The organism is Mucilaginibacter gilvus, from assembly GCF_004054195.1.
Classification (GTDB): domain Bacteria; phylum Bacteroidota; class Bacteroidia; order Sphingobacteriales; family Sphingobacteriaceae; genus Mucilaginibacter; species Mucilaginibacter gilvus.
The window spans coordinates 25,671-38,622 of sequence record NZ_SBIW01000031.1 but is presented as its reverse complement, the minus strand read 5'-3'; the positions used below and the strand labels follow the sequence as shown (position 1 = coordinate 38,622).

Below are 12,952 nucleotides of genomic sequence, written 5' to 3'. Positions count from 1 at the left end.
GATTTGATAGTGTTTAGTGGATTTTATATAGTGGTATTACGTATTTGGGTTGCTATAGCAACGCTTATTAATGATAAATAATGAGGATAAATTGTCCATATATCATTTCGGCATTGGCGCTGTTTATAACGGCATCGGGCTGTTGTAAGCTGTATTTACCTGAAATTGTTGCTACCGATACCGATTTATTGGTAGTTGAAGGTGTGGTAAATTTAGGATCAAATTCAACTTTTATCAGGCTGAGCCATACCGTGCAGTTGAAGCAAAATACATCTGTTAAACCCGAAACCGGTGCCGCTGTTACATTAGAAGGAGAGGGCAGCACCTATCATGTAAACGAAACAACCGGCGGTACCTATGCATCGGCAGGTTTAAATCTCGACGGCGCAAAGAAATACCGTTTTAAAATTCATACTACCAATAATCAGGATTACGTATCTGGTGCGGCCGCGAGTGCGGCTGATATAGAAGCAAACATTATTGACACACATGGTTTGAATGTACCTGTTGGCCCCGATACCTTTTCAAACCTGTATTGCGTTGATTGTACCTTACGCGGAACTATAATAAAACCGGCTTTTTGGACGAATTGATATAAGGATGAACAGATTTTTTAAACGGATTGTAAGTAATCAATTATAGGTGAGGGCTTACCAAAAGCCATTTTTTAGATAGACTGATGAGAAAAAATATAAAATACATTGTTTACCTGGTTTTGCTGATTGCCGGCATAGCCTGTAAAAAACCTTATTCCCCAACCTTAGCGGCTACGGCCAATAATTACCTGGTTGTAGAAGGCTTTATAAACAGCGGCAACGACTCTACCTTAATTAAGTTAAGCCACACCGTGAACCTGGGCGATACGGTAAGTACAGCAGCAGAACGAAGTGCTGCCCTTACAGTGGAGGGCAATGGCAAAACTTACCAACTAAACGAGATAAAAGCCGGCGTATATGCGGCAGCGCCTTTAAATTTAGATGCTTCGCAAAAGTATCATTTGCGTATTAAGCTATCCAATGGCAAAGAATATCTCTCAGATGATAGCGAAGTTAAATTAACGCCACCTGTAGATACTATAACTTACGATATTAAAAGCAGTGGGCTGCAAATAAACGTTAGCGCACATGACCCTGCCGCTAACACGCGCTATTACCGCTGGGATTACGACGAAACATGGCTGTTTCATGCCAAATACATCTCCAATTATAGAGTAGTCAACGGTGATATTTTGCCCCGTACGTCTGACGACCAGGTGTTTATTTGTTTTGGCAACCATTCATCAAGCACAGTCACGCTGGCATCAACCGTAAAACTTGCTTCGGATGTAGTGAATAATGCGCCCATAACCAATATCATTCCCACTTCGGAGAAAGTTAGCTTGCGTTACAGCATCCTGATAAAACAATATGCACTTACCGCCGAGGCCTTTGCTTTTTGGGAAAACCTAAGAAAGAACACCGAACAGTTGGGAAGTATATTTGATGCCCTGCCTTCAGAAATTAAAGGGAATATCCACAACACAACCGATGCGAAAGAACCTGTGGTAGGTTTCATCAGCGTGGGTACTATGACTTCCAAAAGGATATTTGTTGACAAGGACGACCTGCCGAAATCATGGTTAGTAGAGTACCCTTATGATTGCCAACAGGATTCTACCTATTTCGTAAACCCTTTATCAAGAGCTAACGATGTTGCTGCATTTATTATCAGCGGTATATATTTGCCTACTTATGCCATAACAGGCCCAAAGGGTGGCCCGGCTATAGGCTATGGCAGAGCAAACCCTTTCTGCGCCGATTGTACCTCACGCGGTGTAAAAAGGCGCCCCGATTTTTGGAGAGATAAATAAGATTACTGTACTTATACAATAACCATTTGAAAAAAAATGAACGGTAAAAGAAAATTAAACCTGCTTAAAAATACTTTACTCGTATCGGTAATATTGCTTGCTTTTATCCCGCGCGGCAACGCGCAGGATTTGCAGCCTGTACAAGCCGCTTTTAATAAGTACACCCAGTCCACCCTGCAGGAAAAAATATTTGTGCATACCGATAAAAGCACCTATCTGGCCGGCGAGATCGTTTGGTTTAAAATTTATTGTGTAGACGGGGCCTTTAATAAACCGCTCACGCTAAGTAAAGTAGTTTATGTTGATATTTTAGATAACGCGCAGGTGAGCGTTATGCAGGCTAAAATAGCCATGGCCGATGGTATGGGCAGCGGCTCGCTGGTGATACCGCCATCTGTGGCTAATGGTAATTATAAATTACGGGCATACACCAATTGGATGAAGAATTTTGGTCCCGAGGGTTTCTTCGAAAAAAAGATAACCATTGTAAACTCGTTAAGATCTCCCGATTTGGCGGCCAAACCCAAAACACCAGATTATGATGTGCAGTTTTTCCCGGAGGGGGGGTATCTGGTTAGCGGCCTGGCAGCAAACGTTGCCTTTAAAGCGGTTGCAAAAAATGGCATGGGCGTTACCTTTAGGGGTGCCGTTGTAAATGATAATAACGATACCGTTGCCCGTTTTAAGCCATTAAAGTTTGGTATGGCGCGTTTTGCATTTACGCCTGCTGCAAATAGCACTTACAGGGCCGTTATAAATATCGGCAGCGATAAACCGATTGTTACAACACTGCCCGTGGTGGAAAATAATGGCTACACCATGCAGGTAACCGATGCCGGCAACGGCAGCCTTAATGTAAAGGTGAACAACAATACCGGCGACCAGCCGCTATACCTTTTTGCACACACTCGCGGTGTTGCTAAATTAGTGCAGAGCGCTGTTAGCAGCAACGGCGCAGCGCAGTTTACGGTAAGTAAAGACAAGCTGGATGAAGGCGTATCTTCCCTCACCATATTTGATGGCGGCAAGCAGCCCGTTTGCGAGCGGTTGTACTTTAAACGGCCAAAGCAAGCCTTGTTTATTAATGCCGGTGCCGATGCCGGGCAGTACGCAACCCGTAAAAAGGTAAGTGTTACCGTGGCAGCAAAAAACGCGGCCAATAAAATGATCAACGCTGGTTTATCCATGTCGGTTTACCGGGTAGATTCTTTGCAAACGGTAGATCAGGATGATATCGCGAGCTACTTTTGGCTCGGTGCCGAACTTAAAGGCAGTATCGAATCGCCGGGATATTACTTAAAAAACACCACTGCTGAGATTGATGAGGCAACCGATAACCTGTTATTAACCCAGGGTTGGAGACGTTTCCGCTGGGATAATATATTACAGGCCAACCCGGCAGCCTTTAAATACCTGCCCGAGTTTAACGGGCACCTGGTTATTGGCAAGGTTACCGACTCGGTAAAAAATATCGCGAAGGATGTGATCGCTTTCCTTGCTGTGCCGGGTAAGCGTGTGCAGGTATACGCAGCAAAAAGCGATGCCGAAGGCAAGCTTTATTTTAATACCAAAGAGTTTTACGGTCCCAGCGAAATTGTGGTGCAAACCAATACCGAGCGCGATACTTCGCATAAGATAGAGGTTATTAGCCCTTTCTCTGAGCAATATTCAAAAACCACGCTGCCTGCATTTGGGCTTACCCCAGGGATGCAAACCTCTTTACAGCAGCAAAGCCTGGGCATGCAGGTGCAAAACATCTACGCAGGTAATAAGCTTAAACACTACTTCGAGCCGGTTGTAGATAGCACCGGTTTTTTTGGCATTCCTTACAAAACCTATAAGCTGGATGATTTTACCCGCTTTGTTACCATGGAAGAAGTAGTGCGCGAATACGTGCGCGAAGCTGGCGTATCCAGGTCTCGTGGCCGGTTCCACATTACCCTTATAGACGAGAAGGCAATACTTACCGGCGACCCATTGGTAATGCTGGATGGTGTGCCGGTATTTAACATTGATAAAGTAATGGCGATAGATCCGCTAAAAGTGCAAAGGTTGCAGGTGCTGCGGAGCCGCTATTTCTGGGGACCAGCTGCATTTGAGGGTATTATGAACTATACCACCTATAAAGGCGACCTGGGCGGCGCCGAAATGGATCCGCATGCCGTAGTGATAGATTATGAAGGGATGCAGGTACAGCGCGAGTTTTACTCGCCAATTTACGAGACCGATGAGCAGACAAAAAGCCGCATACCCGATTTTAGGAACCTGTTATTTTGGGCACCCGAGATCAATACAGGCCCTATCAGCGCCAATAAAGTTACCTTTTACACATCAGACCAGGCCGGGAGATACTTTGGCATAGTGCAGGGGATGGCCGCCAATGGGGACGCCGCTTCGCAGTCGTTTACCTTTGAGGTGAAATAATCCGGCTACCGTCAACCGCCCGTCAATTTTGGCGGGATGTTACCAAAAACATAATTGATGATCCATCTTTACCGAAAAAAAGATGGATCATCAATTGTTTGTAAAGATGGCGCTGCAGGGCTGGAACACCCAGGTAACCCGCGCCGAAAAATATTTCAACGCCCTTAGCGAAGCTGACTTTCAGAAAACGGTAGCACCCGGCAAAAACCGTATCATATACCTTTACGGGCACTTAACAAGTTATCACGGGCTGTTAAGCGAAACCCTCGGCTTAGGCCAGGCTATGTACCCCGAACTTGCCCCGGTATTTCTGCGCACGCCCGATGGCCCGCTTGTTAATGCCTACCCCGTAGAAAAATTAAGGGAATACTGGCATGAGGTACACGACCGCTTGACCGAGCTGTTTAATGCCCTGCCGGCCGAAGACTGGTTTAAACGCCACAACGCCATGACCGACGAAGATTTCGCGAACGACCCAACCCGCAACCGTCTCAGCGTATTACTAAGCCGTACCAATCATATCGCTTACCATTTCGGGCAGTTGGTTTTAGTGTAAAGACCCGCGATAGAAGAAGCGATATTGATATTCCGCTTAAGCTCTCTCACGTCATGCTGAAATAAATTCAGCATGACATAGTTGAGAAGCTAAATAAATAACGTAACCCAACCCACCTAAACCCGATGGCAGTGGCACAACGTAGAGCGTACAGCGGGGGCGCCGCAGCCTATAACGCACCAAACCCTGCTTTTCTCACAAAAAACCATGTCATTTTTACAGATGTTGATAATTTAATTGGCTTTCTTTTAAAAAACAGGTAAATTCCCGCTGTAAATAGTCTTTAATGCTTTTTAGGCTATTTATCCCGCCGGGTCGCGTAAAAAGGGCGCGGCGGAGCGCTTCACCTATCACTGATTGTTACATTGGAAAATTTAACCCGCAGAAATTTTTTAAGCAAGGGCGCCATGCTCGCAGGCGGCACTTATCCGGCTATGCTGGCGCTGGGGCTGCTCAAATCTGCGCCCGCGCATGCCTTCAACCTCACCGGCAGCGGCAATGGCAAACACATTATTATTTTAGGCGGAGGGTTGGCCGGGATGGCATCGGCATACGAACTGAACAAACTTGGCTATAAAACTACCATTTTAGAGGCACGCGAAAGGGCAGGGGGGCGATGTTGGAGCATCCGTAATGGCAGCACCAATACCGAAACCGGGATGCCAACCACTACCGCTAAATTCGACGACGGGCTGTACTTTAACGCGGGCCCCTCGCGCATACCCCACCACCACCAGCTTACGTTGCATTACTGCAAAGAACTGGGCGTACCCATACAGGTTTACAACAACGTAAACGAAGGCGCGTACTACTTCGCCGAAGGCAAAGGCCCGCTATCCAATAAAAAGATCCGTGCCCGCGAGGTACACAACGATGTACGCGGCTATATGGCCGAACTGCTGAGCAAAAGTGTTGACCACGGCGCTTTAGACGGCGCTCTCACCAAAGAAGATACCCAAAAAGTACTGGAATACCTGGCCGCCGAAGGCGGTTTGGATATTGATAAGCTGTACAAGGCATCTGCCCGCAGGGGCTATGCCGAATCGCCGGGGGCGGGGAACAAGCCCGGCAAAATAGCGGAGGCGAATAAACTGGCGGAAATTATCCAGTCGGGCCTGCTTGACCCGGATTTTTACAACGTGGCCGAATACACCTACGAGTTGCAGATGACCATGTTCCAGGCTGTTGGCGGTATGGATATGATTGCCAAAGCGCTGCAAAAGCAGGTGGCACCCTCGCTTAAATTGGGTGCCGAGGTAAGCAGCATCACCAACCTGGCCGAGGGTGTAAAAATAACCTATAAGGATGCCACCGGCGAACACGTTTTACAGGGCGACCTGTGCATTTGTACGCTGCCGCTACCTGTGCTCAGCAATATTAACAACAATTTTTCGGGCGATGTAAGCCGGGCTATCGATTACATCGGCTACATTCAAACGGGCAAAATAGGCCTGCAGTTTAAGCGGAGATTTTGGGAAGAGGACGATCATATTTACGGCGGTATAACGCACACTAACAACGATTTAACGCAGATATTTTATCCGAGTTATGATTATTTAAGTAAAAAGGGTATCTTAATAGGATATTATAATTTTAACGAAAAAGCACTACGCACGGGCGATTTAAGCTACGCCGAACGCGAAAAGCTTGCCCTGCAAAAAGGCAGGCTGATACACCCGCAGTACGATACGGATTTTGAGCGGTCGTTCTCGGTAAGCTGGCACAAAACCAAGTATAATTTAGGCGGATGGGCGCTTTATAATAACGAGACCCGTAAAACCCAGTACCCGGTTTTGTTAAAGCCCGATAAGCAGGTGTATTTTGCCGGGGAGCATTTAACGTACCTCAACGCCTGGATGGCGGGGGCCTTCGAATCGGCCAGGAGCGTGGTGGCGCAGGTACATGCCCGTGTAACCGAGCAGCGGTTGAGCTACCCGGCAAATAAGTAAGAAAAAACTAAAATTAAACGATATGTCAAATTCACTAAACCGCAGAAACTGGATAAAAAGCAGCGCCCTGATGGCAGGCGGCGTGGCTTTTTTAACCGGCACTATGAATAAGCTGGCCGCGATGCCGGTTATCCGCAAAATGCGCGCAGGCAATACCATGCTGGCGGAAGAAGCCGCGATAATGCAGGCACCTGCCGGGCTCAAAGCACGCCTGATGGCCAACGAAAACCCTTTCGGCCCATCGGCAGCTGCAAAGAAGGCGATAATAGATTCGTTAGATACTGGCTACCAGTACACTTTCGCGTCAATGTTTACCATGCGTGGTAAAATAGCTACCTACGAGGGTGTTAAGGGAACTAATATATTGATGTCTTCGGGCTCGTCGCCATTGCTGCAGGCTGCTGCCATGTATTACAGCAAAGGCGGTAAAAGCATCATCACCGCCGATCCTTCTTACGACGACCTGCCTACCCAGGCAGAGCACTTTGACGGCAAATGGGTGAAAGTGCCTTTAACAGCCGATTACAAGCTGGACCTGGACGCCATAGAGGCTAAGGTAGATGGCAACACCGGGCTGGTTTATATTTGTAACCCCAATAACCCTACGGCTACTATAGTAGATACCGAAAAACTGAAAGGCTTTTGCGAGCGCGTATCTAAAAAAACGGTTGTTTTGGTGGATGAGGCCTACATAGATTACCTGCCCGACCCTAAAGCATCCAGCATGATGGATTGTATTAAAGCCGGGCACAATGTGATCATTGCGCGCACGTTCTCTAAATTATATGGTTTTGCAGGCTTGCGCTTTGGCTATATGGTAGGCCAGCCAGATACGCTTAAAGCGCTTGGCGCTTATACACCTGCCTGGGCCTGTTTATCGTCTACCGCGCTTGCTGCGGCCATTGCATCGTACCGCGAAACCGACTACCTGGCAGATGCGCTGAAGAAAACTAACGCGTCGAAAGAGTTTTTGTACGAAACGCTGAAGAAGGAAAACTATACCTACATCCCTTCGTCTGCAAATTTTGTGATGTTTCAACTAAAGATGGATGCTAAAAAATTTAGTGAGGAGATGAATAAACGCGGCGTAGCCCTGCGCGACTGGAAACTGAACGGCCAGGACTGGTGCCGCATCAGCATCGGCCGTATGGATGAGATGGAAGCATTTGCCGCTGCGTTTAAAGAGATCTCGTAAGCTAATAGCTGTTGTTGGTGATAATACCAAAAATGGCGAATGCAAAAAAACGTCACTTAAATAAATAAAATGGGACGCCGTCGTAAAAATCCACGATTCGAAGACCTATCAGATGGTGGTAAATTCTTTGTTGTAATCATAGTGATAGCATGGATTGTTTACATGATTGCCAAAGCCGCGAATAAACATTAAATACATTGTCCCAACTCATATATAGTTGCCTCCCGAGGGAGGTAACTGAAAAAAAATAAAAACAAATCTGTGCCTCTATGCTTCCACTGCGCGGTCTTTGGTCAAATAGTGAACTACACAGGAATAATATGAAACTAATGCGCAATTTACTATTTTCACTACTTATACTTTTTGTTACTTCCCCAGCGGCCTTCGCACAGGAAAAAACCGTTAACCCGCGCCCGCTTACGCTGGCAGAATATACCAAGGCAAAAACGTACGCCATTGCCAACCTGGATCAGGATACTTACGTGAAGTTCGATAACGCCTATGTGCTTGACAGGTACGAGGGGCGTAAACCTTACTTCATCACGGGTGCCGATAACCTGAAAAAGCGGATCGACCTGTATAAGCTGGTCGCCAAAGAGGGGATGCAGGAAATTGGCACCATGGTGTTCTATACCAGCGAAACCGGCAAAAAATACCAGGCCCTGGTGCCCGATTTTACCGCCGATGCCAAAGTATGGGCAGCTTATTTCCAGGATATTGATGATATCAACAAGGTGGAGAAAAACTTTATCCTGAAGTTGAGCTATGTGCTTTCAAAAGAGCTGAGCTTCCAGCAATACAAGTTGCTGAATAACGGCAAGGATCTGAAGGAAGAATCGGCTACCTATGGTAACGATATCTGTTTCCCCGGTGATGAAATGGTTACCATGGGCAACGGCAGTAAAAAACTGCTGAAGGATGTTAAAAGCGGCGATGAGGTGATCACCCTCGACCCTGTAACCCGCAAGCCATCTGCCACCAAAGTAAAAGAACTTACCGTACATGCTGCCAAAAACTACGCGCTTACCCAACTGGTGCTGGCATTGGCAAAGGAAAACAACACCGCTGAGGGTACCAATGTAAACCTGCGCGTCAAAGTGTTAAAGGCTACACCAAATCACCCCATGCTGACCAAAGAAGGCAACTTTAAAATAGGGGAGATAACTTTGGGCCAGCAGGTGCTTTGCCTGAATGATAAAACCGGCAAATACGAAGCCTACACCGTGCTGCAAAAAAACGAGCAGGCAGGCGGCTTACAAAACGTATACAACATTGTTGCCGAAAAAGGCAGCACAATTTTAATGAATGGGGTAATGGTGATGCAAAAATAATTCAATGAAAAAATCTAATGGGAGAGACGCAAAATTTTGCGTCCCTTTTTTTGTATTTCCCGTTGCCCGGATGAAAATCAGTTTTGATGGTAAGCCCGAAAAAACGGTGAAATAAACACTAAAAAGGCCCATTTTTTGATAAAAAATAGCAAAAAAACGCATTTTTTCGACGGCGATTTTTGCTATTTGGGGTACTTGCGGGCTAAAATATCGTAATTTGCCGCCATCAATGGAGAACGTTTTTACCGCGAATGATGGACAAAAAAATGACGGAATTTATATCCTGAAAGATAAAAGCATCGCTCAATTAAACGCGGTGACGATCGCGCAGCATTCGCCTGTATCTGCTTATGAAGAGTTAGGGGAAGAAGCTTTGACTCCGATTGAATTTAGCATCAATAAAGCAAAATTTACCGGGCGGGATGGGTTGCAAATTATTGATATACAGATAGTTCAGGAGCTGGATTGTTTGGTGCTCTATTGCGGATGCCGCCAGTCCAAAACCAAACTTTGCGGTCATCAGTCCTCGGCTTTGTTGCAGATTATCAGCAACGAGAATTACCTTGTTTTCTTTGATAATGAGCTGAGGGATATCAAATTAAGAAAATTCGCCACAGACTACGGGCTTGCCGGTGAACCCGACCTAGACGCGTACTTTGTCTCCGAACTACGAGATAATCGCCTGATTATCAAACCAAAAAATAAATCACTTTTTCCGGTTACCAGCGCCAGCCTCAGTAATATGGAGCAGCAGCTGATGTTGGGGCAAATGCCAGATCTTGCAAAGAAATCAGACATTAATGAATTGATTAAAAGGGTTTTAGTATTTAAGCAACACAGATTCTACAAACACCTCATTGTAGAATTGTATGATGCTGCCATGGCGAAGGATGGACGGATTAAAAATCCTTTATCGCCGGTTGCACCCCTGCAGTTGGTTACAGAGACCAATGACCCGCTGGAGCTGAAATTTTATACCGCGGTATCCCGTTTCCAGCAAAACATAGATGCCAAAATAAACCAATCCAACCTGGACGGGTTGAAAGCTATCGTTAAAAATCCGCTAAATTTGGAATGTTATTTACTTGATAATGAGGTTTCTGAAAAAGTGTCGGCAAATGCCTTGCAGCTGGTTACCCAGCGAAATATCAATAAAGGCTTACAGCTCACCGTGGAGGAAAAAGGCGATTTCTACGAGGTTTCGGGCGAGCTGCACATTGGGGAGGAACGCTACACGTTAAACAATCTTGAAACGATTTTCGGTTATTTTATACGGCTGGATAACACGCTTTATTTAGTGAAGGATCTGCAGATGATGGGTGCTATCGGGCTGTTCAGATCGGGTGGGGAGAATTTGCTGATCCACCAGTCGCAGTTTAAAGAGTTTCGCTCGAGGATTCTTAATAAGCTGGAAGAGAGTATGTTAATTAGTTATCCTTTCATTCTGAAAGCCACCCCCGCGCAGGTTAAAAAATACAATTTTGATAAAAACGAACAGATCATCTACCTGTCGGATTTTGGGCAACATGTAATGATTTTGCCCGTAATGCGCTATGGCGATGCCGAGATCCCCATCAGAAAAGATACACAGATCTACGCCCCGGATGTTAAAGGCAAAGAGTTTTTGGTACAACGGAATGATGCTGCCGAAAAGGTCTTTAATAACCTCATTATTCAGCAACATCCTTATTTTGAGGAACAAACGGGCGACGAGATTCAATATTTTTACCTACACAAAAAACGCTTTTTAGACGAAAACTGGTTTTTAGATGCTTTTGAAGCCTGGAACAAAGCGGGCATAACCATTTTAGGTTTTAACGAACTCGACGGTAATAAGCTGAATCCCAATAAGATAAATATTACGATAAAGATACTAAGCGGCATCAATTGGTTCAACGCGCATATTGTTGCCAAATTTGGTAAGCGGCAAGCATCGTTAAAGCACCTGCACAAGGCCATCCGCAACAAAACCAAGTTTGTACAGCTCGACGACGGCACCATGGGCATCCTGCCCGAAGCGTGGATGGAAAAATTCGCGGCCTATTTCCAATCGGGCGAAATTTGGGAAGACGAGCTCCGCATCCCCAAAACAAATTACGAAACCATTGAGCAACTGTTTGAAGGGCAAATGCTGGATGAGCAGGTAAAGCTGGAGATAAAAGATTTTCGCCGAAAGTTCGAAAATTTCGAATCGATACAGGAAGTTGAAGTGCCTGATACATTGCTCACTACCCTTCGCCCTTATCAAAAGCAGGGCTTGAACTGGCTTAATTTTCTGGATGATTTTAACTTTGGCGGTTGCCTGGCGGATGATATGGGGCTGGGCAAAACCATACAAATACTGGCGTTTATCCTGTCGCAACGCGCAAAGGTTCAGCAAAATACCAATTTGCTGGTTGTGCCTACTTCGTTGATCTTCAACTGGCAGGCGGAGGTGGCTAAATTCGCGCCATCGCTGAAGATCCACACCATTTATGGTGCCGACAGGATAAAAAGCACGGCAGATTTTGACAATTATGAGTTGGTTCTAACCTCCTACGGCACGCTGTTATCCGATGTTAACTTCCTGAAGGATTATACTTTCAATTATGTCTTTTTAGACGAATCCCAAAATATCAAAAATCCTGGTTCTCAGCGCTATAAAGCTGTAAAGCTGCTAAAAGCGAGAAACCGGATAGCCATTACCGGCACACCCATAGAAAATAATACTTTCGACCTTTACGGGCAATTATCGTTTGCCTGCCCGGGGTTACTGGGTACGCACCAGTATTTCAAAGAGATCTACGCCATGCCTATCGATCAGTTTAAAGTAAGCAAGCGCTCGCGCGAACTGCATAATAAGATAAGTCCGTTCATCCTCCGCCGTACCAAACAAGAGGTAGCATCTGAGCTACCCGAGAAAACTGAAATGGTGTTGCATTGCCCTATGGGCGAGGAACAACGGGGTATCTATCTGGCTTATGAAAAGGAGTTTAGAGAGTATATCTCGGCCACCACGCAGAATGAGTTGCCCAAACGCTCGATGCATGTTTTAAAGGGTTTGACTAAACTACGTCAGATCTGCGATTCGCCGCAATTGCTTAATGGCGTGCGCGTTCCGGGTAATCGATCGTCGAAAATTGATGCGCTGGCAGCCGAAATAGAAGGTAAATCGGCCAATCATAAGATCCTGGTATTCTCGCAGTTCGTAGGGATGCTCGATCTGATAAAAAAGGAACTAACCAGGCGCAATATTGGTTTTGCTTACCTCACCGGCGCAACCCGCAACCGCGAGCAGGTAGTGAACGATTTTCAAGGTAATATTAATACCCGGGTGTTTCTGGTAAGCCTCAAAGCAGGCGGTACCGGGCTTAACCTCACGGCCGCCGATTACGTTTACCTGATAGACCCCTGGTGGAACCCGGCCATAGAAAACCAGGCTATTGATAGGGTGTACCGCATCGGCCAAACCAAAAACGTGGTTGCCGTAAGGCTGATATGCCCCGATACCATCGAAGAAAAGATCATTGTATTACAGGAAACCAAAAAGGAGCTGGCAGGCAAGCTGATCTCATCAGATACGATATTTCAGTCGCTTACCAAGGTTGATTTGCTTGGGTTGTTATCGTCGCCTTAAAAAACCATGTAATTTCGATAGAGCATGGGCCG

Annotated in this window: 8 protein-coding genes; all 8 read left to right on the top strand. The window is 46.0% G+C overall.

What is annotated here, in order from left to right; all coding sequences use genetic code 11:
• The first annotated feature begins 80 nt into the window (after positions 1-80).
• The 8 genes from EPL05_RS23445 to EPL05_RS23410 all read left to right on the top strand — a co-directional run bounded on the left by EPL05_RS23445 (position 81) and on the right by EPL05_RS23410 (position 12,920).
• Positions 81-593 (top strand): DUF4249 family protein, encoded by a 513-nt coding sequence (locus EPL05_RS23445; RefSeq protein WP_128536423.1) that lies wholly within the window; start codon positions 81-83, stop codon positions 591-593.
• An 86-nt stretch (positions 594-679) separates the two neighbouring features.
• A complete protein-coding gene (locus EPL05_RS23440) occupies positions 680-1,849 on the top strand; it encodes a DUF4249 domain-containing protein (protein ID WP_128536422.1) in 1,170 nt (389 codons plus the stop codon).
• Positions 1,850-1,885: 36 nt separating this feature from the next.
• Complete coding sequence (locus EPL05_RS23435; RefSeq protein WP_128536421.1) at positions 1,886-4,273, top strand: hypothetical protein; 2,388 nt, start codon at positions 1,886-1,888, stop codon at positions 4,271-4,273.
• A gap of 82 nt (positions 4,274-4,355) precedes the next feature.
• The gene (locus EPL05_RS23430; protein WP_128536420.1) at positions 4,356-4,829 is read left to right on the top strand and encodes a DinB family protein; all 474 of its coding nucleotides are present in this window, start codon (positions 4,356-4,358) and stop codon (positions 4,827-4,829) included.
• 365 nt (positions 4,830-5,194) lie between these two features.
• Positions 5,195-6,778: a flavin monoamine oxidase family protein gene (locus EPL05_RS23425; RefSeq protein WP_208394826.1), complete on the top strand. Its 1,584-nt coding sequence runs from the start codon at positions 5,195-5,197 to the stop codon at positions 6,776-6,778.
• A 22-nt stretch (positions 6,779-6,800) separates the two neighbouring features.
• Entirely contained in the window at positions 6,801-7,973 is a 1,173-nt protein-coding gene (locus EPL05_RS23420) for a pyridoxal phosphate-dependent aminotransferase (protein ID WP_128536419.1), read from the top strand.
• Positions 7,974-8,302: 329 nt separating this feature from the next.
• Complete coding sequence (locus EPL05_RS23415; protein ID WP_128536418.1) at positions 8,303-9,304, top strand: hypothetical protein; 1,002 nt, start codon at positions 8,303-8,305, stop codon at positions 9,302-9,304.
• Positions 9,305-9,533: 229 nt separating this feature from the next.
• Complete coding sequence (locus EPL05_RS23410) at positions 9,534-12,920, top strand: DEAD/DEAH box helicase (protein ID WP_128536417.1); 3,387 nt, start codon at positions 9,534-9,536, stop codon at positions 12,918-12,920.
• Positions 12,921-12,952: the final 32 nt, after the last annotated feature.

What these genes read in the sequence shown, in the direction of transcription:
- EPL05_RS23430 (WP_128536420.1), top strand. Translation starts at nt 4,356, where the DNA reads ATGGATCATCAATTGTTTGTAAAGATGGCGCTGCAGGGCTGGAACACC.
- EPL05_RS23435 (WP_128536421.1), top strand. Translation starts at nt 1,886, where the DNA reads ATGAACGGTAAAAGAAAATTAAACCTGCTTAAAAATACTTTACTCGTA.
- EPL05_RS23410 (WP_128536417.1), top strand. Translation starts at nt 9,534, where the DNA reads ATGGAGAACGTTTTTACCGCGAATGATGGACAAAAAAATGACGGAATT.
- EPL05_RS23440 (WP_128536422.1), top strand. Translation starts at nt 680, where the DNA reads ATGAGAAAAAATATAAAATACATTGTTTACCTGGTTTTGCTGATTGCC.
- EPL05_RS23420 (WP_128536419.1), top strand. Translation starts at nt 6,801, where the DNA reads ATGTCAAATTCACTAAACCGCAGAAACTGGATAAAAAGCAGCGCCCTG.
- EPL05_RS23445 (WP_128536423.1), top strand. Translation starts at nt 81, where the DNA reads ATGAGGATAAATTGTCCATATATCATTTCGGCATTGGCGCTGTTTATA.
- EPL05_RS23415 (WP_128536418.1), top strand. Translation starts at nt 8,303, where the DNA reads ATGCGCAATTTACTATTTTCACTACTTATACTTTTTGTTACTTCCCCA.